Origin of the sequence: Sporosarcina sp. 179-K 3D1 HS, from assembly GCF_047228905.1 — a bacterium.
Lineage (GTDB): Bacteria > Bacillota > Bacilli > Bacillales_A > Planococcaceae > Sporosarcina.
Genome location: NZ_JBFEGI010000001.1, coordinates 203,024 through 229,433, shown reverse-complemented (window position 1 = coordinate 229,433; position 26,410 = coordinate 203,024). Strand labels below are relative to the sequence as shown.

The following is a 26,410-nucleotide window of genomic DNA, read 5'->3' as shown; positions in this document are numbered from 1 at the left end:
ACTACAACCGGGAGGTGGCCATATGTCCGGGGATATTTTATCCCAAAATGAGATAGACGCGTTGTTGTCCGCGTTGTCTACAGGGGAAATGTCAGCTGAAGAGATGAAAAAAGAAGAAGAGACCCGGAAGGTCAAAGTGTATGATTTCAAACGCGCCCTCCGGTTTTCGAAAGACCAGATCCGCAGCTTGACGCGCATCCATGAAAATTTTGCTCGTTTGTTGACGACCTACTTCTCGGCCCAGCTGCGGACGTATATTCAGATTACCGTCGCTTCGGCCGATCAGATCCCATTCGAGGAATTCATCCGCTCCATACCGAATATGACGTTGATCAATATTTTTGAGGTTCCTCCTCTCGATGGAAATATTTTGATGGAAGTCAATCCGAATATCGCCTATTCAATGTTGGAGCGCCTCATGGGCGGGGTGGGCGACAGTCCCGGAAAAGGGGACGATTTGACCGAGATTGAAACGAAGATCATGACCAATCTGTTTGAAAGGTCCTTCGATAACTATCGGGAAGCTTGGTCCGGTATCATTGACATGGATCCATTTCTTGCCGATATGGAAATGAATCCACAGTTTTTGCAAATGATCTCACCGAATGAAACGGTCGTTGTCATTTCCTTTAATATCGTCATCGGGGAATCGAGTGGCATGATTAATATATGTATACCGCATGTCGTTTTGGAACCGATTGTACCCAACCTTTCTGTCCGCTATTGGATGCAATCGAATATTAAAGCACCGACGCCGGAACAGAGTGAAAAGCTCGAATACCGGTTGAAACGGGCACCGTTGCCAGTCGTTGCGGAACTGGGTAAGGGCCAAATGACGATAGAAGAATTCCTGTATCTGCAAACCGGTGATGTCATTTCATTGGATCAAAAAATTGATGAACCGCTCACCGTGAAAGTCGGCGATTTGCCAAAATTCAAAGCGCAACCGGGGCATTTTAAAAACCGGTTGGCGATTCAAATAATTGAAACCATGATTGGAGGGGACGAAGATGATGAGTGATAATATCCTTTCACAGGAAGAAATCGAAGCGCTTTTGCGCGGAGAGCCGATACAAAGTGAAGCGGATGCTGCCCCGTCCCCTGACAGTATCGAAACATCCGATTACTTGGACGAAATGGAACAAGACGCCTTGGGGGAGATTGGAAATATTTCCTTCGGGAGCTCAGCGACTGCTTTGTCCGCATTACTTGGACAGAAAGTGGATATTACGACACCGACCATCTCGGTGGTGGCTCGCGACCTTCTAGAAGAGGAATTCATCCATCCGTATGTTGCCATTAAAGTGGAATACACTGCAGGTTTAAGCGGGGTCAATCTACTCGTTATCAAGCAGAGTGACGCAGCGATCATCGCGGATCTTATGCTCGGTGGGGATGGATTGAATCCGGATGAGTCCCTCGGTGAAATCCACCTGAGCGCTGTACAGGAAGCGATGAATCAAATGATGGGTTCTGCGGCGACGTCCATGTCGACCGTTTTCAATAAGAAAGTGGATATTTCACCTCCTTCCATTGATTTGATGGACATCCAGTCGGAAAAAGGGACGGAAAATCTCCCGCAGGACGATTTATTGATCAAAGTCTCTTTCACTTTGAAAGTGGGCGACTTGATCGATTCCAACATTATGCAGCTCCTTCCGTTGCATTTCGGAAAGAGCCTGGTCGCCTCGTTGGTTGGTGGAGAAGCGGAGGAGGAAACAGCGGCTGTTGCAGAAATGGCACCGCCTGCCGAGCCTACAACACCGCCAGCCCAACCGTCGGCACCTCCACAACAGGCACCGACTCCGTACCAAGAGCCGTATCCCTCTTCTACACATGGAGGGTATGGACAAGCGATGCCGCAGCAGCCTTCGTATGATCCGTCTTTTGCACAAGCGCCTCCACAGCAGCCTCCGATGCGGCAACAGACACCGGTCCATGTGCAACAGGCCCAGTTTGCCAGTTTTGAGAGTCCTTCCTTAAGCCAAGGGGAGTCCAATAACTTGAATATGCTATTGGATATCCCATTGCAAGTGACGGTCGAACTGGGACGGACGAAACGGTCGGTCAAAGAAATTTTGGAAATGTCGAGCGGATCGATCATTGAACTCGATAAACTGGCCGGTGAACCAGTGGATATTCTAGTAAATAATCGCCATATCGCCAGAGGGGAAGTCGTTGTCATCGATGAAAACTTCGGCGTTCGGATTACAGATATTTTAAGTCAAGTAGAACGATTAAATAACTTACGATAATTAGCGGGGGGAAACGAGAATGAGTAAACGCATATTAATTGTGGATGACGCAGCTTTCATGAGGATGATGATCAAGGACATTTTAACTAAAAATAGTTTTGAAGTAGTCGGGGAAGCGGCCGACGGAGCTCAAGCTGTCGAAAAATATATGGAATTGAAGCCGGATCTGGTGACGATGGATATCACGATGCCTGAGATGGATGGGATTGCAGCATTAAAGGCAATCAAAGAGAAAGACCCTTCCGCTACGATCATCATGTGTTCCGCGATGGGACAACAAGCGATGGTCATTGACGCCATCCAAGCAGGAGCGAAGGACTTCATCGTCAAGCCTTTCCAAGCGGATCGGGTTGTCGAAGCCATTCAAAAAGCTTTAGGTTAATGGATTGTATGAAATCGATGATTGTTCGGAAAATCGGGTTCGCCATTCTCCTAATCGTTACACTTTTGACTTCTGCTCCCGCAGTTTCGGTTCATGCCGAAACAAGTCCGAATACGACCGTCTCGGATTTTTATGATAAAGACTCCGGAGAAGAAGTGGAAGTGGAGATGAATAGTGAAGAGCCAGCTGCCGACCGTACGGAAGACGGGGCAGCTGTCCGTTTATCTGCGTGGGATTACATAAAGACCTTTTTTGCGTTATTATTCGTTGTTGGCTTACTGTTTGCCGTGTTGAAGTTCATGAACCGGAAAAACAGAATGTACGATAAGACAAGATTGATGAAAAACCTCGGTGGTCTTTCCCTTGGCCAGCAGAAGTCAATTCAGCTCGTCGTAGTCGGTGAGTCCTATTATCTGATCGGCGTGGGCGAAGACATCCGCCTGCTCAAAGAGATCACGGATCCGCAGGAAATCGAGAGTCTGCTGTCCTTTTATGAGGATGGTCCGACTGTAGCCACCACGGGCCTCCTTCAAAGCTTGCTGGACAAGGTGACCGGAAGGAAAAAAACGCATGACCATGAGAATAGTGCTGAAATGGAAATGGATTTCAGTGACCAGTTCAAAGCGAGATTGGAAGAAATGAAAGAAGAAAGGAAACGGCAGATTCGCCGGTTGACAGAAAAGGAGCGCCACCCAGATGAATGATTTTGTACTTTTCGTACAGTTCTTTTCGGATAGTGATCCGAGCAATGTCTCGACATCCATCAAATTGATGCTCCTCTTAACCGTTCTGTCTCTTGCACCTGCCATCCTTATATTGATGACATCCTTTGCTCGGATTGTCATTGTGCTCTCCTTCGTCCGGACCGCGTTGGCGACTCAACAGATGCCGCCGAACCAAGTGCTAGTCGGTTTAGCCCTGTTCTTGACATTTTTCATTATGGCCCCGACATTCCAGGAAGTGAATGAAACGGCCTTGGCGCCGCTATTCGCTGAAGAGATCACGTTAGAAGAGGCATATGAGCAGGCGAGCATCCCGTTCAAGGAATTCATGAGCCAACATACTCGCCAGAAAGACTTGGAATTATTTTTACGCTATAACGAGGCGGAACGGCCAGAGACCTTGGAAGATATCCCCTTGACCATGCTCGTTCCTGCATTTGCATTAAGCGAGCTGAAGACAGCATTTCAAATGGGGTTCATGATTTTCATCCCGTTCCTCGTGATTGATATGATCGTGGCCAGCGTCCTCATGTCCATGGGGATGATGATGTTACCGCCTGTCATGATTTCATTGCCTTTTAAAATATTATTGTTCGTGTTAGTGGATGGTTGGTATTTAATCATCAAATCATTGCTGCAAAGTTTTTAGCGCGTCTTAGATAGGAGAGGTTTGGCATGTCAGGAGAAATGGTCATCGCAATTGCAGAACGTGGAATTTGGGTCATCCTCCTCACTTCCGGTCCTTTACTTATCGTAGCGCTTGTGACAGGGCTCGCCGTCAGTATTTTCCAAGCGACCACCCAGATCCAGGAACAGACGTTGGCTTTTGTCCCGAAGATTATTGCGGTCCTGGTCGGCATCGTCTTCTTCGGTCCGTGGATGTTGTCCCATGTGACAACATTTGCAGCGGATATTTTTGATAATCTCGTACGGTATATCGGGTGATTAAATGAATGAGCTAGTGCCTTCGTTTGCTGCCTATTTACTTGTTTTCACCCGGGTTACCGCCTTTTTTGTCACGCTTCCGCTTTTTTCGTATCGTGCCATCCCGACCACTCATCGGATTATCTTCGGTGCCTTGCTTGCCTGGATGCTCGTTTATACGGTGGAAGTGCCGGGACTGGAAATGGACGGGACGTATTTATTGTTGGTCATGAAAGAAGCGATGATCGGCTTGTTTATTGGAATCATTGCTTATATCATCATGGCCGCTATCCAGATTGCCGGAGGGTTCATTGATTTTCAGATGGGTTTTGCCATCGCCAACGTGATTGACCCGCAAACCGGTGCCCAATCCCCGCTCCTTGGCCAGTTTTTCAATGCGCTTGCCATTTTGTTGCTACTAGCACTGAACGGCCATCACATGCTGTTGGACGGAATCTATCATAGTTACCGTTTTTTGCCGATTGACCAAATATGGCCGGCGTTCGGGGATGGCCGTACTGCTGAATACGTCATCAAGACATTTGCCGCTTCGTTTGCCATCGCGTTTCAAATGGCCATTCCGATTGTTGCGACCCTTTTTCTTGTCGATCTTGCACTTGGAATCACTGCAAGGACTGTTCCGCAATTGAACATTTTTGTTGTCGGTTTTCCTATCAAAATCGGTGTCAGTTTCCTCATCCTGTTTGTGATGATGAACGTTATGGTGGCGGTCATGAAGAAACTCTTCGACATGATGATTGTCAGCATGCGGGATCTAATGGTCATTTTAGGGGGTGGCTGAATTGATGTTGCAGCTGGATCTCCAATTTTTTGCGGGAGAAAAAACAGAAAAGGCCACACCGAAGAAACGGCAGGATTCCCGGAAAAAAGGGCAGGTCTTAAAAAGTCAGGACGTTACAAGTGCGATTGTCCTTCTCTCCGTGTTCCTTTTCCTGTTTTTCGCTGCAGGATTTATGAGGGACCGCTTTTTCATGTTTTTCGACAAAGCGTTCATTGACTATGTCCCAATACATCAGGAGTTGGATATTGACAGGACAATGTTGATTTATGTCGAAATCGTCAAAGAGATGGCCTTCATTCTTCTTCCGGTCATGCTTATAGCTGTCGTCGCCGGTGTCGTAGGAAATCTCATCCAGTTCGGGTTATTGTTCACAGCAGAGCCATTGAAATTTGATTTGAAGAAAATTGACCCGATCAAAGGGTTCAAACGGATCTTCTCCGTTCGTGCTCTTGTCGAATTAATGAAATCGATTTTAAAAATTTCCTTTATCGGTTCAGTCACCACGATGATCCTCGTCATGAACTTGGACAAGGTTTTAGATTTAGCCTTCAAGCATCCGTGGTTCACGATGGCGACTGTCGGCAAAATTGCAGCGATCATGGGGATTGCAGCTTCTTTCGTTTTATTGTTCATTGCGATCTTGGACTTTTTGTATCAAAAATATGATTATGAAAAAAATCTCAGGATGTCCAAGCAGGATATTAAAGATGAACATAAGAACTCAGAGGGTGATCCGCTCATCAAGTCGCGGATCAAGCAACGGCAAAGGGAAATGGCCATGCGGCGTATGATGCAGGAAGTTCCGCATGCCGATGTCGTCATTACCAACCCGACACACTATGCCATTGCCCTGAAGTACGACGATGGAGAAATGGATGCGCCGGTCGTCGTGGCGAAAGGTGTCGATTTTGTCGCGCAGAAGATCAAGATGATCGCTAAAGAACATGATGTGGTCATGGTGGAAAACCGCCCGCTCGCGAGATCATTGTATGATGAGGTCGAAATCGGCGGTCGGATCCCTGAGTCGCTATTTAAAGCGGTCGCGGAAATTTTAGCTTATGTGTACCGGATCCAACGGAAGATTTAGTATTACCTTGTATTTTAATGAATGGAAAGTGGGGATGACATGCAGTTCAGAGATATAGGTGTGCTCGCAGCGGTCATTATGATCGTTGCGATGCTTGTCATCCCGTTACCCCCTTGGCTTCTTAGTTTTTTGATCATTATCAATATCACTCTTGCTCTTCTCGTTCTCTTGACCTCAATGAATATGCAGGAGGCATTGCAGTTTTCCATATTCCCGTCCTTGCTCCTCTTGCTGACGTTATTCCGTCTTGGACTGAACGTCTCAACGACGAGAGCGATTTTAAGCAACGGGGATGCGGGCGGCGTCGTTGAGACATTCGGGACGTTCGTAACCGGCGGAAATGTCATTGTCGGTCTTGTTGTCTTCGTCATCCTCATCATCATCCAATTCATCGTCATTACAAAGGGTGCTGAGCGGGTTTCGGAAGTTGCAGCGCGTTTCACGCTCGATGCGATGCCAGGAAAACAGATGAGTATCGATGCTGATTTGAATGCCGGCATGATTTCCGAAACGGAAGCGCGAATGCGCCGGGAAAAAGTCAGTAATGAGGCGGATTTCTACGGGGCGATGGACGGAGCGACGAAGTTCGTCAAAGGGGATGCCATTGCCGGGATCATCATTGTTATCATCAATCTGCTCGTCGGGATGATCATCGGAGTCGCGCAGATGGGACTTCCCTTCGCGGAAGCTGCCACGCTCTTTTCCCAACTGACGGTCGGGGATGGAATCGTTTCTCAGATTCCGGCACTCTTAATTTCAACTGCGACGGGTATTGTCGTGACGCGTGCTGCTTCGGAAGGGAACTTAGGAAGCGACATTACGAACCAGCTTCTCGGCCAGCCGAAACTATTATATGTAGCGGCGGGTACCGTATTGCTACTCGGCTTGGCGACACCGATCAATGATATTTTGACACTTCCGATTGCCGGCTTGTTGGCAGCAGGGGCATTCATGATGTCCCGCAAAGTGGAAGAGGATCCAGAGGAACTGTTGGAAATGGAAGAAGATGTGGAAACGGAAGGATTGAAAAGTCCTGAAAATGTCGTCAACCTTCTGAATGTCGATCCAATTGAATTTGAGTTCGGTTATGGGCTCATTCCTCTCGTCGACGCGACACAGGGCGGCGACTTGCTCGACCGGGTCGTCATGATCCGACGGCAGTTAGCGGTTGAGTTGGGGCTTGTCATTCCGGTCGTCCGCATTCGGGATAATATACAGCTGCAACCGAATGAATACCGCATTAAGATCAAGGGAAATGAAATGGCAAGAGGAGAACTTCTCCTTGATCATTATCTTGCCATGAGCCCGGGCGGTGATGATTCGATTGAGGGAATTGACACGATCGAGCCATCGTTCGGCCTTCCGGCGAAATGGATTACCGAGGACGTGAAAGAAGAGGCTGAGATTCTCGGCTATACGGTTGTCGATCCGCCAAGCGTCGTTTCCACTCATTTGACTGAAGTGATTCGCGCCAATGCGGCTGATCTGCTTGGTCGCCAAGAAACGAAGCAGCTGGTCGACCATGTCCGCGAAACGTACCCGATTCTCGTGGACGAACTGACTCCGACTCCATTGTCGATTGGAGAAATCCAAAAGGTGCTTGCCAAGTTGCTAAGCGAGCATGTGTCGGTCCGGAATTTACCGATCATTTTCGAAACGCTTGCCGATTATTCGAAGTATACATCCGATGTCGATTTGTTGACGGAATATGTCAGGCAGTCGTTGGCAAGACAAATCACAAACCAATACGCCGCATCGGGGGATTCATTGAAAGTGTTGACGGTTTCGGGAAAAGTGGAAAAAATGATTGCGGATAATATCCAACAGACAGAGCAGGGCAATTATTTATCAATCGATCCGCAACATTCCCAGGAAATATTGGAGTCGATCGCACGTGAAGTGGAACGTGTCGCTTTACTTGACCAATCGCCGGTCATTCTTTGTTCGCCGGCAGTGCGAATGTATTTGCGCCAGATTACTGGAAGGTATTTCCCTCAAATTCCGATTTTATCATACAATGAACTGGAAGCTTCCATTGAAGTCCAAAGTGTCGGGGTGGTGGATATTTGATGAAAACGAAGAAATATAGTGCCGATACGATGGTGGAGGCAATGAAGAAAGTTCGTCATGATTTTGGGGATGATGCCATCATCCTCAGTTCGAACGTCGTGAAATCGAAGGGATTCCTAGGGCTATTTAAGAAAACCTCTGTCGAAGTAGTGGCAGGCTTTGATGAACCTACGAGCCCAATTTTGGAACGTCTACCGGATGTACCTATCCCAGCCCGTCATGAAAAAGAGGATAAGACCGCTTTGGAATTGAAGAAAGAAATGAATGAAATGAAAAAGATGTTACATGCGATGCGACAGTCTACAGTCCACTCCAATTTGCCGGATGAACTGAAACCGCTCCTCTCCCATCTCGAAAGACAGGGGCTCTCTTCCACGGTAGTGGCACATTTGGGAGAACAGCTATTCAGCCGGATGAAAGAGGAGAAGAGGGATTTTTCGCTTGATGAGCAACTGGACTTTGTCAAGGAGCAGCTGGAACAGGAGCTTGCCGGCTTGCCGTTCGGCGGCATTTCATTCAACAAGAAATATATTAACGTACTCGGGCCTACCGGTGTCGGGAAAACAACGACTATCGCGAAAATTGCAGCTCGGGCCCTCCTGGAGAAAAAGAGGAAAATTGGCTTTATCACGACGGACACGTACCGGATTGCGGCAATCGAACAATTGCGGACGTATGCGAATTTATTGCAGGCCCCTGTCGAAGTTGCGTATAACAGCCAGGACTTCGAGGCGGCGCTTGAGAAATTGCAAGATCGGGACCTCATTTTCATAGATACTGCGGGGCGCAACTATAAAGAGTCGAAGTTTGTCGACGATTTGAAACGGCTGATTAATTTTTCGTTGGATATGGAATCATTCCTAGTCCTTTCCATGACTTCCAAAGAAGAGGATATGAAAACCATTGTGGAACAGTTCAACTCGTTCCCAATCGAAAAATTCATCTTTACCAAAGTGGATGAGACAGGCTCGGTTGGAGCGATGTTCAATTTGATGATGGAGTATCGTATTGGAACCGCCTATCTCACGGATGGCCAGGAAGTTCCGGAAGATATTGTAGAAGCCAACCGTGAAAGGTTGATTTCCTTATTGTTAGAGGGGGCTTCTCATGCGTGATCAAGCCGAGTCGTTGCGAATGAAAATGCTCAAATCCCAAGGAAGCCTAGCTCGATCCGTTGCTATCGTCAGCGGGAAAGGCGGAGTGGGAAAATCTAATTTTTCCACGAACTTTGCCTATGCTCTTTCAATGAAAGGAAAAAAAGTGATTATCATCGATATGGATATCGGCATGGGAAATATCCATATTTTATTGGGGGTCTCCCCGTCCTATAGTTTAAAAGATTACTTGATGGGGACAAGAAGCTTGGACGAGGTCATGAATGAAGTGCCAGAAGGATTGGCATTCATATCCGGTGGGTCGGGACTGGATTCTGTCATGGAATGGTCGGAAGCAATGTTTGACCGCCTATTGGAAGCGTTCGAATATCTCCAGAAGGAATACGACGTCATCTTGTTCGATATGGGGGCGGGGGCTACGCAGCGCTCCATCGAATTGCTGTTATCGGTAGATGAAATTATCGTCATTTCAACGACTGAACCGACTTCTATTACAGATGCCTATTCGATGATGAAGTTTATCTGCTTGAAAGATCCCGAAAAATCTCTTCATATCGTCAGCAATCGGGTTGGCAAAGACGAGGACGGTACGGAGACGACCGCAAGGCTCCAATTTGCGATGCGCAAATTTTTATCGGTGGAGACGAAGGTTTTAGGGTATCTGCCGGAAGATCCGATGGTCCATAAAGCGGTCGTTGCCCAGAAGCCATTCCTTCTGCTTTATCCGAATGCCCCGATTTCCAGACGAATGAAGGCAATTGCCGATGCCTTCATTGATCCGCATTCAATAGTGGATTCTCAGAAAGGGGAGGGCTTCCTCAGGAAATTGAGAAAGATGTTTACGAAGGGAAGTGGTTGATATGAATACTGGCAATCGTAAAAGAGTGCTTGTCGTAGACGATTCGGCATTCATGCGTAAACTCATATCGGATTACCTTTCGGAACACCCTGCCATGGAAGTTGTCGGAACGGCGCGGAACGGGAAAATGGCGATTGAAAAAGTTGCGGAACTGAAGCCGGATGTCGTGACAATGGACATTGAAATGCCCCTCATGAACGGTTTGGAAGCATTGAAAATTATTATGGAAACCTATCCAGTTCCTGTCGTTATGCTATCTAGCACAACGAAGGCAGGTGCAGAGAATACGATGCTCGCCATGGAATATGGGGCTGTCGATTTTGTAGCAAAACCGGGAGGCGCCATATCTCTTAACCTCCATGAAGTGAAGGATGAACTTTTGAGAAAGGTCGCCGCGGCTACTGGGGTGCAAATCGCTCATTTGACAAGAAGTTTTTTGGAAAAGACTCCACAGGATCCAATTTCAGAATATAAAAATACACTTCGATCCGATGAAGAGGCACCCGTGCCGGTCTTTCAAAATAAGCCGGCACATATTTTACACAATAGAATTTCCAAATTTGAGAAAACATTTGTTATAATAGGTACATCGACAGGGGGACCTCGGGCCCTGCAAGAAGTACTGACCCGTTTACCAGCCTCGATTGATTTTCCGATTTTGATCGTCCAGCATATGCCTCCGGGCTTCACCAAGTCTTTGGCCGAGCGGCTGGATGGATTAAGTGAAATAACGGTGAAAGAAGCGGAAGATAGCGAGGTGATTTCCAACGGAGTAGCGTATATCGCTCCAGGAGGCAAGCATCTGAAGTTTGAAAAGAAAGGCGTTCAGTATTTCATTAGGCTTGATGATAGCGTGCCTCCACGAAAAGGCCACCGTCCCTCCGTTGATGTTTTGCTGGAAGCGGCGGCAGAACATGAAGAGTTGAACTATTTGACAGTCATCATGACCGGGATGGGATATGACGGGAAACTAGGAATGGAACGTCTCCGGAAAAATGGCAAAACGGTAACGATATCGGAATCGGAAAAGACGGCAGTCGTCTATGGCATGCCGAGGGCTATAGAAGAAGCCGGGTTGGCAGATAAAGTCCTGGATGTTCAAGATATTCCGATTTCAATGATGGAAATTCTAAAGTCTTAAGGGGGCGTAACGATGGATACGAATCAGTATTTGGAAATGTTCATCGAAGAAAGCAGAGAGCATCTGCAAGCGTGTAACGAGCATTTGTTGGAACTGGAGAAAAATCCGCAAGATCTTGGGATTGTTAATGAGATTTTCCGCTCAGCCCATACGTTGAAAGGAATGTCCGCAACGATGGGGTACGAGGATATTGCCGATTTGACGCATAAAATGGAAAATGTGTTGGATGCGATTCGGAATGCGAAAATACGTGTGACAACTGAAATCCTCGATGTCGTGTTTCAAGCGGTCGATTACTTGGAAGAGATGGTATTGGATATATCTTCCGGAGGTTCGGGGAAAAAAGATGTCAGTGAATTGGTGCGCTCCTTGAACAGTATCGAATCCGGAGGCGGAATCATCTTACCGGCATCTGCCGAAGCGGCCGCAACGGTCGTGCAGGAAGTAGGTAGTCCGCGAGACATTTCGTTAAGCTATGACGATTTTGACATGACCGTCATCGGGCAATCATTTGAACAAGGATTCAGCGCCTTTGAAATAACAATCCGATTGCGCGAGGATTGTTTGCTAAAAGCAGCGCGGGTGTTCATGGTTTTTGAAATACTGGAAAAATCAGGAGAAATAATCAAATCCGTGCCAAGTGTGGATAAGCTCGAAAATGAGGAATTTGACGAACAATTCACAGTCGCCCTTTTGACGAAAGAACAAGCGGGTGATTTGGAAGCAAAAGTGATGAAAGTTTCGGAAGTCGAAGCCGTAACGGTCAACGCGATCACACAGGAGCATTTAATTAACGATAAACGGGAAAAAGAAGAAAATGCTGTGAAAGCTGCGGCGGAGATGCCAAAAGAAGTTGAAGTCGTCGAAAAGCAAGTTGTGGAGAAAAGTAAACGGTCGAATACGTCCCAGCATACGAATAAAACGATCCGGGTCAATATTGATCGACTGGACATCCTCATGAATTTGTTTGAAGAGTTGGTCATTGATCGGGGGAGGCTCCAATCAATTGCGAGTGAGCTGCACAATCCCGAATTGACAGAAACGACAGAACGGATGACCCGCATTTCCGGCGACCTCCAGAATATTATCTTGAATATGCGGATGATTCCTGTCGAAACGGTGTTTAACCGATTCCCTAAGATGGTCAGGCAGCTTGCTCGTGAACTGAATAAAAAAATAACCCTGGAAATCGTAGGCGCAGAAACCGAGCTAGATCGGACCGTCATCGATGAAATTGGGGATCCGCTTGTACATCTGATCCGTAATGCGCTGGACCACGGAATTGAAAGTCCCGAAGAGCGGATTGCGAAAGGTAAACCAGAAACTGGAACGGTGACATTGCGCGCCTATCATTCTGGAAACCATGTATTCATAGAGCTTGAAGATGACGGGGCTGGAGTCAACCGGCAAAGGGTATTGGCCAAAGCCATTGCAAACGGCCTTGTCACAGAAGAAACGGCAGTCTCGATGACAGACCGCCAAGTGGCCGAATTGATTCTCGCATCCGGCTTCTCTACAGCGGAAAAGATTTCTGATGTGTCCGGACGCGGTGTAGGGTTGGATGTCGTTAAGAACACGATTGAATCGCTGGGCGGTTATATTTCGATCGAATCGAAGGAAGGGCAAGGGTCTTTATTCCAAGTGCAACTGCCTTTAACTTTGTCGATCATCTCGGTTATGTTGGTTGAAATTGATAAGGAAGTCTATGCGATCCCTCTTTCCTCGATCATTGAAACGGCCATTATCCAAACGACAGATATTATGAATGCCCATAATCAGAAAGTCATCGATTTCCGTGGAAACATCGTTCCGTTAGTCAACTTGAAAGAGATTTTTGATATGCCGAATAGTGAGCTGGCATCAGACGGTTTCCAATCGGTCGTCATCGTGCGTAAAGGGGAAAAGATGGCGGGTATGGTTGTTGATTCATTCATCGGACAGCAGGAAATTGTGTTGAAATCGCTTGGGAATTATTTGCAAAGCGTATTTGCAATTTCAGGTGCAACAATTCTGGGTAATGGACAAGTTGCATTGATCGTGGACTGCAACTCATTGATCAAATAGGCGGGGAGTGCATAGGCATGGTTGAACTGCAAGAGCAAAAAGAAATGAAAGTAATTGTTTTCCAGTTGATGGACAAGGAATATGCAATCGGTGTAGATGTCGTCCAATCTATCGAGAAGCTACTTTCTATCACCCGGGTCCCGAAGACACCTTCTTATGTCAAAGGGGTCATTAATCTTCGTGGAGTTGTGACTCCGATCGTTGATTTACGGCAACGGTTTGGCCTGGAAATGAAAGAAATGGATGACAGCACACGAATCATCATTGTTTCACTGGAAGAATTCGAAGTGGGTCTCATTGTGGATGCAGCAAATGATGTGTTAGACATCCCTCTGCGTTCCATAGAGCCGCAACCTGAAGTGGTCGGCACGGTCGAATCCGATTTTATTTCCGGCGTAGCCAAAGTGGATAAGCGGCTTCTCGTCATGTTGAATCTAGAAAAAGTCCTTGAGCCGATCAAGAGGGTGTCTTCGGATGAGCGGTGAAACTCCGATTACCGATATGCATCTGGATGTCCTGAAAGAAATCGGAAATATTGGTGCGGCTCATGCCGCAACTTCGATGTCCCAATTGTTAGGACGCAAGATTGATATGCATGTGCCAAATGTGGCCCTAGTGTCGTTTGATGAGATGTTCGACTTGGCGGGCGGTGCGGAAAGGGTCGTGGCGGGCATCTTTCTGCGGATCGAAGGTGATTTGTCGGGAAGCATGTTCTTTGTCCTGCCTTTGGATTCGGCTAATCGCTTTATCCGAAGGTTGATTGGGGATGACAGTTTCGATTTTAATTCGCATCCTATTAATGACATGGGGATCTCCGCCATGCAGGAAATCGGCAATATTTTGTCGGGTTCCTATCTATCGGCGCTATCCGATTTCACCGGTCTGAAGATTTACCCGACCGTCCCATCGCTTAGCGTGGACATGGTTGGGGCTATTGTCAGTTTTGGGTTAATCGAAGTGTCCCATTATAGTGATGAAGTAATTGTCATTGATACACAGATGATGGAAGAGGGAACGGACGAGAAATCGGTTGTAGATGGCCACTTTTTCTTATTGCCGGATCCATCCTCCTACATAACCATTTTCCGTTCGTTAGGTGTGCTGTGAGATGAAAGTCTTAAATAAGGTCGTTCGTGTCGGAATAGCAGATATGAACATCGTGTCGGAGCCGGATACGATCCGAACATCCGGCCTTGGTTCATGTGTCGGTGTCGTGTTATATGATGAAAAGAAAAAGATTGCAGGCTTGCTACACGTCATGCTGCCAGATTCGAGCCTCGGTAAGTCCGATAAGATCAATGTGGCAAAGTTTGCGGATACGGGCGTCTATTCTTTAATGGAGATGTTGAAACAAGCAGGTGTCCGTCCTTTGTCACTGAAGGCGAAAATTGCAGGCGGATCGCAAATGTTCCAATTCGGTTCGAGCGATACAATCCGGATTGGGCCTCGCAATGTGGAAGCGGTAAAAAAAGAATTGAAGAGATTGTCCATTCCCCTGATTGCAGAAGACACAGGCGGATCCAGCGGACGGACAATCGAGTTTGATCCTTCGACATCAAAACTGCAAGTGCGTACAGTTAACGCGGATACGAAGGAAATCTGAAATGGGTGGCGGCTGATCGGCTCAGTCGCCCTTTTTTGTTTCATTCAGACTCCGGGCGCTAAGCAGGCGCCCTACGCTTTTGTGCTATTATTTGCTATAATGAGAGACAATTATGACAGAATCATCATCGAAAGTGAGGGATTCGATGTCAAAACAGGATTTGACGGAGGAAACGATATGTTGGGATCTTTGGATTAAGAATCGTGATCCTGATGCAGGTGATATGCTCGTCCGAAAATATCTTCCGCTCGTGACATACCATGTTCAACGGATCAGCTCCGGATTGCCCCGCAATGTCTCCAGGGACGATATTATGAGTCTTGGGATGAACGGGCTGTTTGATGCGCTAACGAAATTCGATCCGAGCCGGGATCTGAAGTTCGATACATATGCTTCGTTCCGTGTCAGAGGGTCCATTATCGATGGATTGCGTAAGGAGGACTGGCTTCCGCGTTCTTCCCGGGAAAAATCTAAAAAGTTGGAAGAGGAAATCGCGAAGCTGGAACAGAAGCTCCAACGACATGCGACGCCTGAAGAAATTGCCGAACATGTCGGAATGCCGGTGGAGGAAGTCTATCAGACGGTGCATGAGCATTATTTTTCTAACATCCTTTCCATTGATGAAAAAATGAATGACGAGGAAGAAGATACTCAGAAGTCGTTTGTTATAAGAGATGAGAGATCTAAAACACCTGAAGAAAAAACGATGATGAATGAACTGATCGGCGACCTGGCTTCAAAAATAAAAGAGTTGAATCGCAATGAACAACTTGTCCTGAACCTATTTTATACAGAAGAAATGACCTTGACTGAAATTGGGGAGATCTTGAATTTATCCACTTCACGGATATCCCAAATTCATTCCAAAGCACTTTTTAAGCTGCGCAAACTATTGACGCCTGAAATTGTGGATGGAGGGATCCTATGAGTCTAAAAGTAATTGAGCTTCAAATTGCCATCCCGAAAACATTTGAAGCGGGCAAAATCGCGGAGCAAAAACAGCAGCAATCCCAACTGAACCAAGACTTGGCGAATGCACAGACGGAAAAGCAGGCAGTCAAGAATCGGGAGACTGTATTGGAGACGGAGAAATATGCCAAGCTTGATCAGGACGGAGAACCTGAACAGCGTGAAAGCTCATCAGACAAACGCGAACGTGGCAAACAAATAGAAGAGAATAAGCAGGCGGTGCACCCTTATAAAGGGTCATTCGTAGACTTTACGGGGTAACTAAGATGATTTGGATTGTACTCATTGCTCTATTTATTTTACAATTAGTTGGATTTTATATCATTGCCCTGCTATATACGAAAGTGTCGAAATTTGACGATCTCGAAAGAAAGCAAAGAAAATTGATGAATGAGATGGACGATTCGATCGCTGCGTATTTATCCGAAGTGAAGGATGAAAATGAACGGCTTGTCGAATTGCTCGGCCGGCATGACGAACTGGCGGCCGCTCGTGAACGGGTGAAACCGGAGCCGACAACCTCTAAAAAAGAGGACGGATCCACGCTCCCGCTGCCGATCCAACCGCCGAAGATCCCGATCAATCTAGCCATCAAGTCTTATAGCAACTCAGCCGAGAAGCTAAAAAACGGGGAAGTGGCGGATTCCGCTCCAAAATCGGAATCCATGGATACGCGCAGTCAAATATTCAGACTGTATGATGCAGGTCTTTCAGAAGAGGAAATTGCAAAAAAGCTTGGAAAAGGCCGCACAGAAGTCGAGTTAATTTTGAAATTCAGGTGAAATCATTGCAATCGGAAAACTGCTATGGTATATTTGCAAATGGTATTACTACACACGTGCACAGACGATGAAGAAGGTGCCGAAAGGTCGCTTTGCCGGATGAGGTGCACGGAGGAAAAAAACCAAACAGGAGGAATACAAAATGTCAGTAATCTCAATGAAACAACTGCTTGAAGCTGGTGTGCATTTCGGACACCAAACACGTCGCTGGAACCCGAAAATGAAAAAATTTATTTTCATGGAGCGTAACGGAATCTACATCATCGACCTTCAAAAAACAGTGAAAAAGCTAGAAGAAGCTTATGCGTTCATGCGCCAAGTTGGTGCGGACGGAGGGAAAGTCCTTTTCGTCGGTACAAAAAAACAAGCGCAAGATGCAATCAAAGAAGAAGCAGAGCGCGCTGGAATGTTCTACATCAACCAACGCTGGCTTGGTGGAACACTTACAAACTTTGGCACGATCCAAAAACGTGTCGCACGCATGAAAGCAATCGAAAAAATGGAAGAAGACGGTACGTTCAGTGTCCTTCCTAAAAAAGAAGTTGCACAACTTAAAAAAGAACACGATCGCCTTGTGAAATTCCTAGGTGGAATCCGTGATATGAAATCCTTGCCGGATGTCATGTTCGTTGTGGATCCACGCAAAGAACGCATCGCGGTAGCTGAAGCGATCAAATTGAACATTCCACTAGTTGGAATCGTAGATACGAACTGTGACCCAGACGAAATTGATTACATCATTCCTGCAAACGATGATGCTATCCGCGCGGTACGTCTATTGACAAGCAAAATGGCTGATGCTTTGATCGAATCCCGCCAAGGTGAAGATGAGGAAGTAACTGAAGAGGAAGCCGTAGCTGCAGAGTGAAATGAGTGAACGGAAGAGACGATAAGCGGCCGAAACCCTTATCGTCTTTTTTAGAGGAAGCAAAGATCACGACATTATTTAGGAGGAACAAAAACATGGCTATTACAGCACAAATGGTAAAAGAACTACGCGAAAAAACAGGCGCAGGCATGATGGACTGCAAAAAAGCACTAACTGAAGTAAATGGCGACATGGAAGCAGCAGTTGACTTCCTTCGTGAAAAAGGCCTTTCCAGTGCGGCGAAAAAAGCAGACCGTATCGCAGCTGAAGGAACGACAGATATCATTGTGAATGGCAATGAAGCTGTTCTATTTGAAGTGAACGCGGAAACAGACTTCGTTGCGAAAAACGAAGGGTTCCAAACACTTGTTAAAGAACTTGGAGAGCACTTGCTTTCTGCAAAGCCTGCTTCCATCGAAGAAGCGCTAGAATCCAAAATGGATAACGGTTTATCCGTAGCGGACCATATTTCAAATGCTGTAGCAAAAATCGGTGAAAAAATCACGCTTCGTCGTTTCGAAATCCGTACGAAAACTGACAATGACGCATTCGGTCCATACTTGCATATGGGTGGACGCATCGGCGTTCTAGTCGTTTTGGAAGGTACTACAGACGAAGAGTCTGCAAAAGACGTGGCGATGCACGTTGCGGCTCTGAATCCGAAATACGTTTCCCGCGACCAAGTTTCTGAAGAAGAAGTGGAGCGCGAGCGCAAAGTTTTGACAGAGCAAGCACTGAACGAAGGAAAACCTGAAAATATCGTAGCGAAAATGGTCGAAGGCCGCATCGGCAAATATTTCGAAGAGATCTGTGTATTGGATCAAGCATTCGTTAAAAACTCTGACCAAAAAGTGGGCGACTTCGTCAAAGCAACAGGCGGTACGTTGAAAGAATTCATCCGTTATGCAGTGGGTGAAGGAATTGAAAAACGCGAAGAAAACTTCGCTGACGAAGTAATGAGTCAAGTTAAAGGAAACTAATAATCATTACACTTATGAATGGGGAACACATCATGTGTTCCCTGTTTTTCGAGAAAATTGAGTAGATGGAGGATTCATATGAGCGTCCCTAAATATAAACGGATCGTTTTGAAATTGAGCGGTGAAGCACTTGCGGGAGAACAAGGTTTTGGGCTTTCGCCTGCCATCATCAAAACAGTAGCTGCGCAAGTGAAAGAAGTCATGGATCTAGGTGTCGAAGTCGCAGTCGTTGTCGGTGGTGGAAACATCTGGAGAGGAAAGATCGGTAGCGAGATGGGCATGGACCGAACTACAGCGGATTACATGGGCATGCTTGCGACCGTCATGAACTCTCTTGCTCTGCAAGATTCCCTTGAAAAGCTCGGTGTGGAAACCCGTGTATCCTCCTCGATTGAGATGCGCCAAGTTGCAGAACCATACATACGACGAAAAGCGATCCGCCATTTGGAGAAAAAGCGAGTCGTTATTTTCGCGGCCGGTACGGGGAATCCTTACTTCTCAACCGATACGACAGCAGCACTTCGCGCAGCCGAAATTGAAGCAGATGTCATTCTCATGGCGAAAAACAATGTGGATGGTGTCTACTCAGCTGACCCGAAAAAAGATGAAACTGCGATCAAATACTCTGAGCTATCCTACTTGGATGTCATCAGTCAAGGACTTGAAGTAATGGACTCCACTGCTTCTACTCTTTGTATGGACAACGATATCCCACTCGTAGTATTCTCGATTATGGAGCAGGGAAATATTAAAAAAGCCGTACTCGGTGAGCCAATCGGGACGGTTGTGAGGAGGAATATGTAGTGCCGAAAACAGTAATGGACCAAGCGAAAGAGAGAATGGGGAAAGCGATCGAGGCCTATACCCGCCAACTTGCATCAATTCGTGCAGGACGCGCAAACGCATCCCTTTTGGACCGGATCACCGTGCCTTATTATGGAGCGCCGACTCCGCTTAATCAGATGGCTGGCATCTCCGTGCCGGAAGCCCGTCTACTTGTCATCCAACCGTACGACAAAACGGTCTTAGGTGAGATTGAGAAGGCGATTATGAAATCGGACATCGGGATTACACCGACGAACGACGGTAATATCATCCGTCTTGCCATCCCGGCTTTGACGGAAGAACGTCGGAAAGAACTTGCTAAAGAAGTGAAAAAAGAAGCGGAAGATGCGAAAGTCGCGATCCGCAACATTCGACGAGATGCCAATGATGAGTTTAAAAAGCTTGAGAAAAACGGTGAAATTACAGAAGATGATCTCCACCGTTACGGCGAGGAAATTCAAAAAATGACCGACTCCAATATTGAAAAGATTGACGAAATCGCAAAAAACAAAGAAAACGAAATCATGGAGATCTGATCAATTACGCCTCGGCGTAATTGTGAATCGAACAGCGTAGGGTTCGATTTGCCGTATTTCTGCGTTCTTTGCAGAAATTAAGGCACCAGCCGTCGCAGCTGGATAGGCTCGATAAACTCCTTTCAAAATCTGTGACATCCGCCGGAGGCTTTATCTTTATTCAGCGTGCATTTGGACAACCGATGAATATAAGATAAAAATTTATTTATCTGGCCAACTGTTGAGGTGAAGGCTTCTGAGCTCGCCTTTTCGCTATTTGCATTAATAACTTTGCTGAATAAAGATAAAAGAACTTTCTGCAAGGGGGGACGTCCTAATTTCAGGACGTCTTTTTCATTTTGTGGCAACCTGATTTAATTGAACACAAGGAAGCATACTGTTCAAGGAAATTAGGTAAACTAATTAGAGATTAGGTTTAAATATTGAGCTCCGTAATGCAATTGCTAGATAATAGGAGTCCGTGTTCTTTGGAATCAAGTTCAGGAATATGGATACAGTGATCCAATCACTGTGAAAAATATATTTGCCCCTATAAAATGAAATCTTGCGTTAAATTTGATACGATAGAGTATGTACTTGCTCTGAAAAGTAGTCGAGTGGAGGAAACGACATGCTTGATAAAATACTTCGAAAAAAACCTAGCGTACTTGACGGTTCTTTGGCCGAGCGCGTAACAGAATTGAAAAAAAGGCAAATCCCTGCCCATGTTGCCATTATTATGGATGGTAACGGCCGTTGGGCGAAGCAGCGTAACCTACCGCGAGTTGCCGGCCACCATGAAGGCATGAAAACGGTCCGTAAAATTACGCGTATGGCAAATGAACTGGGTATTCAAGCGTTGACGCTTTATGCTTTCTCCACAGAAAATTGGAAGCGCCCTAAAATGGAAATCGATTTTCTTATGAAACTGCCAGGGGAGTTCCTAAGTACATATCTTCCCGAATTGATTGAGCAAAACGTGAAAGTCGAGATGATCGGAAATTTCGACAAATTGCCAGGACATACAAAAACAGCCATTCAAAAAGCGATGGAGGCGACAAAAGACAATGACGGCATGGTTTTGAATTTTGCCATGAACTACGGCAGCCGGTTGGAGATTGCCGAAACTGTCAAAGAAATCGTCACGCTTGTCCAGGAAGGCTCACTTGCAATCACAGATATTAATGAAACTCTTATTGGTTCCCACTTAATGACAGCTCATTTGCCGGAACCGGATTTGTTGATTCGCACAAGCGGGGAAGTGCGGCTGTCCAATTTTATGCTTTGGCAGCTGGCCTATGCTGAATTTTCATTTTTAGATGTATTATGGCCCGATTTTGACGAAGTCTGCTTGCTGAATTCCATCGAGGAGTTCCAAATGAGAAATCGTCGTTTCGGGAATGTGGAAGGAGAAGGGAATGTGTGAAGCAACGGATCATAACTGCCCTCATCGCGTTCGCCCTATTTATTCCGCTTGTCCTGATCGGGGGGCTGCCTTTTACGCTTGCAGTCTACGCGATTGCGACAGTCGGGCTCTATGAATTGTTGCGTATGAAGGGCATTCATCTTTTAACCGTCGAAGGCTTGTTGACATGGGTTGCCTTAGTTGTCCTGTTACTGCCTTCCGCGTGGGGAACTCAGCTCCATGAATCGATTGGTTATACAAAGATAGAATTGGCGTTTGCCATCGTGTTGATTTTGTTGACCTATACGGTCATTGTCAAAAACCGCTATACATTTGACCATGCCGCATTTTCGGTACTGGGCGCATTGTATGTTGGAATCGGCTTTTACTATTTGATTGAAACGAGACTATTCGGGATCGAATATGTCGTGTATGCCTTGGTTGTCATTTGGACAACGGATTCCGGGGCTTATTTTATCGGAAGGAAGATCGGAAAGCGCAAGCTGTGGCCCGAAATTTCTCCGAATAAGACGATAGAAGGTTTTTATGGAGGAATCGCATCGGCCATTGTGGCTACCTGTATCTTCCAAATGATTTATCCGATTGCGTCGAATTATGTGGTGCTGGTCATTGTCACCATTGTGGCCTCCATTGTTGGACAACTTGGGGACTTGGTCGAATCAGCACTGAAACGGCATTATGATGTAAAAGATTCAGGGAAACTCCTTCCGGGGCATGGCGGGATTTTGGATCGATTCGACAGCCTCCTTTTCGTCTTGCCATTATTACATTTCCTTCATTTTGTAGGATAAAGGAAAGGATATCCATATGACAAAGAAAATTAGTCTACTGGGAGCGACAGGTTCCATTGGTACGCAAACGCTTGATATTATCGAGAGGAACCCTGGTCAATTTGAACTCGTATCTTTTTCGGCCGGGATGAATATCGATAAGGTGAGGGACATTGCAAAGGTTCATCGGCCAAAAGTGGTATCGGTGCAACGGAAAGACGATGCTGACAAGCTGCAGACTGAATTTCCTGCGATCCGCTTCGTTTCAGGAGAGGAAGGACTGATTGAAATCGCCACTTCCGAAGCGGATGTATTGGTGAACTCGGTTATCGGCAGCGTCGGCTTACGTCCAACCCTCCAAGCGATTGAAGCTGGCATCCCGATCGCCATTGCGAACAAGGAGACATTGGTGGCCGCTGGGGACATTGTTATGCGCGAAGCGGAAAAGCATCAAGTTCCGCTTTTGCCGGTCGATAGCGAACATTCAGCACTTTTCCAGTCTTTGAATGGGGAAAATCCGAAGCGGGTGTCCCGTCTGATTCTGACTGCTTCTGGCGGCAGCTTTAGGGAATTAAGCCGTAATCAACTGGCGGACGTTACCGTAGAACAGGCACTGGCACATCCGAATTGGTCGATGGGCAATAAGTTGACAATCGATTCGGCAACGATGATGAATAAAGGCTTGGAAGTGATAGAAGCCCATCATCTGTTTAATATGCCGTATGATCAGATCGACTGCTTGCTGCATAAAGAGAGCATCATCCATTCCATGGTGGAGTTCGAAGATACAAGTATCATGGCTCAATTGGGTTCACCGGATATGCGGGTTCCTATCCAATATGCGTTGACTTACCCCGATCGGATTCCAATGCAGAACGCCAAACCGCTTCGTCTGGAAGAAATCGGTCAGCTTCATTTCAATAAAATGGATTTTGACAGATTCAAGGCACTTTCGTTAGCTTACGCTGCAGGACGGGAGGGCGGCACGATGCCGACTGTCATGAATGCGGCCAATGAAATTGCGGTTAGCCTTTTTATGGAAAGGCGTATTACTTTCCTTCAAATTGAAGAATTGATTGAACGCGCAATGGAGAGCCACCAACCAATTGGCTCACCGGATCTCGAAACCATTTTGGAAATCGATTCGCTTACTCGAAAAATGGTGTATGCTATGGTAAAATAAATTGTTTATAAACGGCCAGCGATGGCAGTGAAGGTGGTTTTCCATGGAAACGGTAATTGCGTTTATTATCATATTCGGTTCTCTCGTCTTTTTTCATGAGTTAGGGCATTTCCTATTTGCGAAAAAAGCGGGAATCATGGTCCGCGAATTTGCTATCGGATTCGGGCCGAAAATATTGGGCATTCAAAAGGGCGAAACCTTATATACCATCCGGATTCTGCCGTTTGGAGGCTATGTTCGAATGGCCGGAGAAGATTTCGATACGGTCGAACTGCAGCCGGGCTACCGTGTAGGTTTATTGCTAAATTCGAACGATGAAGTCATGAAAATATATTTGAGTCAAAACATATCCAATCCGGATGTCCTCTTCCTGGAGACTGAATCATCCGACCTGGATAAGGAGTTATTCATTGAAGGGTATGACGATGAGGGACAATTAGTCCGCTATGCCATCTCCAGAAAAGCCATTATCGTAGAAAAAGGGCAGGAGACGTTAATCGCCCCTTACGATCGACAGTTTGAGTCTAAGCCTCTTGGCGGTCGGGCAATGGCTATTTTTGCCGGGCCGTTATTCAACTTCATCCTCGCTTTTTTCATCTTCCTAGCCATCGGTCTGATGCAAGGGGTTCCCGCAAAGGAGCCGGTCATTTCAGACGTACAAAGCGGAAGCCCCGCAGAACGGGCAGGCATGGAAAAAGGAGATGTAATAACAGCTGTGGATGGTAGCCCGGTCGAAACTTGGACGGAGTTTTCTGCAATCATCCAAAAAAATCCGGGTGTTACGCTTCAGTTCAGTGTAGAACGGGATGGAGAAACAGCCACGCTAAATATTGTTCCGGACACGATTGAGCAACAAGGCCAGAAATTTGGACAGATCGGAGTCGCACGACCGATGGAAAAAAATCCATTGAAGGCGGTTGTGTTCGGCGCAGATCAAACATTTTCCTGGATTAAAGAGATCATCCGATTGCTTGGCATGCTTGTAACGGGTAAATTTACAATCGATGCCTTATCGGGACCAGTCGGCATTTACAAGGCGACCGAGGAAGTCGCAAAGTTTGGTTTGTATAACTTAATGCACTGGGCGGCTGTTCTCAGCATCAATCTAGGGATTATGAACTTATTGCCGCTTCCTGCTTTGGATGGAGGTAAGCTGTTATTCTTCCTTTTCGAAGCGATCCGGGGCAAACCAGTAGACAAACAAAAAGAGGGAATGGTCCATTTCATCGGAATCGTTTTTCTGATGGTCCTGATGCTTGTTGTCACTTGGAACGACATACAACGATTTTTCTTCTAACAAACTTGAAATCATACTAATCGAGGTGGAAGCAATTTATGAAACAGTCACGGACATTCATACCGACCATGCGCGAGGTACCTTCGGACGCAGATGTGAAGTCGCATCAACTATTATTGCGCGCCGGCTTCATCCGGCAAAATACGAGCGGGATCTACTCCTATCTGCCGCTTGGCCAGAAAGTTCTCCGGAAGATCGAAGCGATCATCCGTGAGGAGATGGAAGCGATCGATGCAGTGGAAGTGTTCATGCCTGCTGTCCAGCAAGCGGAGCTCTGGCAAGAAACGGGACGATGGTACTCCTATGGACCGGAACTCCTGCGCTTCAAAGACCGGCATAATCGGCAATTTGTACTCGGGCCGACCCACGAGGAAGTGATTACGTCACTTGTCCGCGATGATGTGAAGTCGTATAAAAAATTGCCATTGACACTTTATCAGATCCAGACAAAATTCCGTGATGAAAAACGTCCACGATTCGGACTTCTCCGCGGTCGGGAATTCATGATGAAAGACGCGTACTCCTTCCATGCGACAGAGGAAAGCCTCGATGAAAAATACCAAGATATGAAACAGGCGTATACGAATATTTTCACAAGGCTCGGCTTGAATTTCCGTGCGGTCCTTGCAGATGGCGGTACAATTGGCGGTACGAACACCCATGAATTTATGGCCTTATCTGACATCGGTGAAGATACGATCGCTTATAGCGACACCTCTTCTTATGCAGCCAATATCGAAATGGCGGAAGTCGTCATGGAATATGACAAAGCGGACGAGCCATTCAAGCAATTGGAGAAAGTAGCGACTCCAGATCAACGGACAATTGAGGAAGTGGCGGCATTCCTGGATGTGGAAGCTTCACGTCTGATCAAAACACTTATCTTTAAAGTGGATGATGAATTGATCGCTGTACTTTGCCGCGGAGATCATGAGGTCAATGATATTAAATTGAAAAATCTCCTTGGTGCCACGGAAGTGGAACTGGCAGGGGAAGAAGATGTTGCGGAATTGTTGCAATGCCACATCGGTTCCATCGGGCCGGTAAAATTGCCAGTCGGATTAAAAGTGATTGCTGACCACGCCGTATCTTCCGTAGTCAACGGTGTTTGCGGTGCGAACGAGGATGGTTATCATTTCATTAACACAAATCCAGAGAAGGATTTTGCGGTCGATCGCTACGCTGATTTGCGCTTCATTCAGGAAGGAGACCCATCTCCGGACGGCAACGGAACAATCAAATTTGCAAAGGGTATCGAAGTGGGGCATATCTTTAAGTTAGGGACAACCTACAGTGAGCCGATGGGTGGAACGTTCCTCGACGAAAATGGGAAATCCAAGCCATATATTATGGGATGCTATGGTATCGGCGTTTCACGGATCATGTCGGCCGTTGCCGAGCAGTTCAACGATGACAATGGTTTAAAATGGCCAAAGAAGCTCGCTCCGTACGATGTTCATCTCGTCGCCATCAATATGAAAGACGAAGCTCAGAAAGAATTAGCGGATGAACTATACAATATATTGAAATCATATCGATACGAAGTCTTATATGACGACCGTCCGGAACGTGCGGGCGTCAAATTTGCGGATTCCGATCTGATCGGGCTGCCCATCCGCATTACAATCGGAAAGAAAGCATCCGAAGGAATTGTCGAAGTGAAATTCAGACAAACGGGCGATTCCACGGAATGGCAAAAAGAAGAGATTACAGAGAAGCTGCAAGCATTTTTCGGGATGGATTAAAAAGAAGGGGAGTCCGATTATCGGCT

At 46.5% G+C, this 26,410-nt stretch carries 28 protein-coding genes; all 28 read left to right on the top strand.

What is annotated here, in order from left to right; genetic code table 11:
* Positions 1 to 22 precede the first annotated feature (22 nt).
* The 28 genes from fliM (at position 23) to AB1K83_RS01020 (ending at position 26,384) form a co-directional block, all read left to right on the top strand.
* On the top strand, positions 23 to 1,021 hold the full coding sequence (fliM, locus tag AB1K83_RS01155) for a flagellar motor switch protein FliM (protein ID WP_413056312.1): 999 nt from the start codon (positions 23 to 25) through the stop codon (positions 1,019 to 1,021).
* Positions 1,014 to 2,255, top strand: coding sequence for a flagellar motor switch phosphatase FliY (gene fliY / locus AB1K83_RS01150; protein WP_413056599.1), 1,242 nt, complete (start codon positions 1,014 to 1,016; stop codon positions 2,253 to 2,255). The genes fliM and fliY overlap by 8 nt, the downstream gene beginning before the upstream one ends.
* A gap of 19 nt (positions 2,256 to 2,274) precedes the next feature.
* Positions 2,275 to 2,637, top strand: a complete 363-nt coding sequence (locus AB1K83_RS01145) for a response regulator (protein ID WP_413056311.1) — start codon at positions 2,275 to 2,277, stop codon at positions 2,635 to 2,637.
* 8 nt (positions 2,638 to 2,645) lie between these two features.
* The gene (locus tag AB1K83_RS01140; RefSeq protein ID WP_413056310.1) at positions 2,646 to 3,341 is read left to right on the top strand and encodes a flagellar biosynthetic protein FliO; all 696 of its coding nucleotides are present in this window, start codon (positions 2,646 to 2,648) and stop codon (positions 3,339 to 3,341) included.
* Complete coding sequence (gene fliP, locus AB1K83_RS01135) at positions 3,334 to 4,008, top strand: flagellar type III secretion system pore protein FliP (protein WP_413056309.1); 675 nt, start codon at positions 3,334 to 3,336, stop codon at positions 4,006 to 4,008. Before AB1K83_RS01140 ends, fliP begins: the two co-directional genes overlap by 8 nt.
* Before the next feature lie 26 nt (positions 4,009 to 4,034).
* Positions 4,035 to 4,304 (top strand): flagellar biosynthesis protein FliQ, encoded by a 270-nt coding sequence (fliQ, locus tag AB1K83_RS01130; RefSeq protein ID WP_413056308.1) that lies wholly within the window; start codon positions 4,035 to 4,037, stop codon positions 4,302 to 4,304.
* A 4-nt stretch (positions 4,305 to 4,308) separates the two neighbouring features.
* The gene (fliR, locus tag AB1K83_RS01125) at positions 4,309 to 5,085 is read left to right on the top strand and encodes a flagellar biosynthetic protein FliR (RefSeq protein WP_413056307.1); all 777 of its coding nucleotides are present in this window, start codon (positions 4,309 to 4,311) and stop codon (positions 5,083 to 5,085) included.
* Between the two features lie 4 nt (positions 5,086 to 5,089).
* Positions 5,090 to 6,172: a flagellar biosynthesis protein FlhB gene (gene flhB / locus AB1K83_RS01120; protein ID WP_413056598.1), complete on the top strand. Its 1,083-nt coding sequence runs from the start codon at positions 5,090 to 5,092 to the stop codon at positions 6,170 to 6,172.
* 39 nt (positions 6,173 to 6,211) lie between these two features.
* Positions 6,212 to 8,242, top strand: coding sequence for a flagellar biosynthesis protein FlhA (gene flhA / locus AB1K83_RS01115; RefSeq protein ID WP_413056306.1), 2,031 nt, complete (start codon positions 6,212 to 6,214; stop codon positions 8,240 to 8,242).
* Positions 8,242 to 9,357, top strand: coding sequence for a flagellar biosynthesis protein FlhF (flhF, locus tag AB1K83_RS01110; protein WP_413056305.1), 1,116 nt, complete (start codon positions 8,242 to 8,244; stop codon positions 9,355 to 9,357). Before flhA ends, flhF begins: the two co-directional genes overlap by 1 nt.
* Positions 9,350 to 10,216, top strand: coding sequence for a MinD/ParA family protein (locus tag AB1K83_RS01105; protein WP_413056304.1), 867 nt, complete (start codon positions 9,350 to 9,352; stop codon positions 10,214 to 10,216). The genes flhF and AB1K83_RS01105 overlap by 8 nt, the downstream gene beginning before the upstream one ends.
* A 1-nt stretch (position 10,217) precedes the next feature.
* Positions 10,218 to 11,357 (top strand): protein-glutamate methylesterase/protein-glutamine glutaminase, encoded by a 1,140-nt coding sequence (locus tag AB1K83_RS01100; RefSeq protein ID WP_413056303.1) that lies wholly within the window; start codon positions 10,218 to 10,220, stop codon positions 11,355 to 11,357.
* A gap of 12 nt (positions 11,358 to 11,369) precedes the next feature.
* On the top strand, positions 11,370 to 13,421 hold the full coding sequence (locus AB1K83_RS01095; RefSeq protein ID WP_413056302.1) for a chemotaxis protein CheW: 2,052 nt from the start codon (positions 11,370 to 11,372) through the stop codon (positions 13,419 to 13,421).
* Between the two features lie 17 nt (positions 13,422 to 13,438).
* The gene (locus tag AB1K83_RS01090; RefSeq protein ID WP_413056301.1) at positions 13,439 to 13,906 is read left to right on the top strand and encodes a chemotaxis protein CheW; all 468 of its coding nucleotides are present in this window, start codon (positions 13,439 to 13,441) and stop codon (positions 13,904 to 13,906) included.
* Positions 13,896 to 14,528, top strand: a complete 633-nt coding sequence (locus AB1K83_RS01085; protein ID WP_413056300.1) for a chemotaxis protein CheC — start codon at positions 13,896 to 13,898, stop codon at positions 14,526 to 14,528. The genes AB1K83_RS01090 and AB1K83_RS01085 overlap by 11 nt, the downstream gene beginning before the upstream one ends.
* Position 14,529: 1 nt before the next feature.
* Entirely contained in the window at positions 14,530 to 15,024 is a 495-nt protein-coding gene (locus AB1K83_RS01080; RefSeq protein ID WP_413056299.1) for a chemotaxis protein CheD, read from the top strand.
* Between the two features lie 145 nt (positions 15,025 to 15,169).
* Positions 15,170 to 15,952, top strand: a complete 783-nt coding sequence (locus AB1K83_RS01075) for a FliA/WhiG family RNA polymerase sigma factor (RefSeq protein ID WP_413056597.1) — start codon at positions 15,170 to 15,172, stop codon at positions 15,950 to 15,952.
* On the top strand, positions 15,949 to 16,254 hold the full coding sequence (locus AB1K83_RS01070) for a hypothetical protein (RefSeq protein ID WP_413056298.1): 306 nt from the start codon (positions 15,949 to 15,951) through the stop codon (positions 16,252 to 16,254). The genes AB1K83_RS01075 and AB1K83_RS01070 overlap by 4 nt, the downstream gene beginning before the upstream one ends.
* A 5-nt stretch (positions 16,255 to 16,259) precedes the next feature.
* A complete protein-coding gene (locus AB1K83_RS01065) occupies positions 16,260 to 16,775 on the top strand; it encodes a DUF6115 domain-containing protein (protein WP_413056297.1) in 516 nt (171 codons plus the stop codon).
* Positions 16,776 to 16,917: 142 nt separating this feature from the next.
* Entirely contained in the window at positions 16,918 to 17,643 is a 726-nt protein-coding gene (gene rpsB, locus AB1K83_RS01060; protein WP_413056296.1) for a 30S ribosomal protein S2, read from the top strand.
* 95 nt (positions 17,644 to 17,738) lie between these two features.
* Positions 17,739 to 18,623 (top strand): translation elongation factor Ts, encoded by an 885-nt coding sequence (gene tsf / locus AB1K83_RS01055; RefSeq protein ID WP_413056295.1) that lies wholly within the window; start codon positions 17,739 to 17,741, stop codon positions 18,621 to 18,623.
* A 78-nt stretch (positions 18,624 to 18,701) separates the two neighbouring features.
* Complete coding sequence (pyrH, locus tag AB1K83_RS01050; RefSeq protein WP_413056294.1) at positions 18,702 to 19,427, top strand: UMP kinase; 726 nt, start codon at positions 18,702 to 18,704, stop codon at positions 19,425 to 19,427.
* Between the two features lie 14 nt (positions 19,428 to 19,441).
* On the top strand, positions 19,442 to 19,984 hold the full coding sequence (gene frr / locus AB1K83_RS01045) for a ribosome recycling factor (RefSeq protein WP_413056596.1): 543 nt from the start codon (positions 19,442 to 19,444) through the stop codon (positions 19,982 to 19,984).
* 610 nt (positions 19,985 to 20,594) lie between these two features.
* A complete protein-coding gene (locus tag AB1K83_RS01040) occupies positions 20,595 to 21,389 on the top strand; it encodes an isoprenyl transferase (RefSeq protein WP_413056293.1) in 795 nt (264 codons plus the stop codon).
* Positions 21,386 to 22,180, top strand: a complete 795-nt coding sequence (locus AB1K83_RS01035) for a phosphatidate cytidylyltransferase (protein ID WP_413056292.1) — start codon at positions 21,386 to 21,388, stop codon at positions 22,178 to 22,180. The genes AB1K83_RS01040 and AB1K83_RS01035 overlap by 4 nt, the downstream gene beginning before the upstream one ends.
* 16 nt (positions 22,181 to 22,196) lie before the next feature.
* Entirely contained in the window at positions 22,197 to 23,342 is a 1,146-nt protein-coding gene (locus AB1K83_RS01030; protein WP_413056291.1) for a 1-deoxy-D-xylulose-5-phosphate reductoisomerase, read from the top strand.
* A 43-nt stretch (positions 23,343 to 23,385) separates the two neighbouring features.
* Entirely contained in the window at positions 23,386 to 24,639 is a 1,254-nt protein-coding gene (rseP, locus tag AB1K83_RS01025; protein ID WP_413056290.1) for an RIP metalloprotease RseP, read from the top strand.
* 38 nt (positions 24,640 to 24,677) lie between these two features.
* Positions 24,678 to 26,384 carry a proline--tRNA ligase gene (locus AB1K83_RS01020; protein WP_413056289.1) on the top strand — a complete coding sequence of 569 codons (1,707 nt, stop codon included), beginning with the start codon at positions 24,678 to 24,680 and terminating at the stop codon, positions 26,382 to 26,384.
* The last annotated feature ends 26 nt before the right edge of the window (positions 26,385 to 26,410 follow it).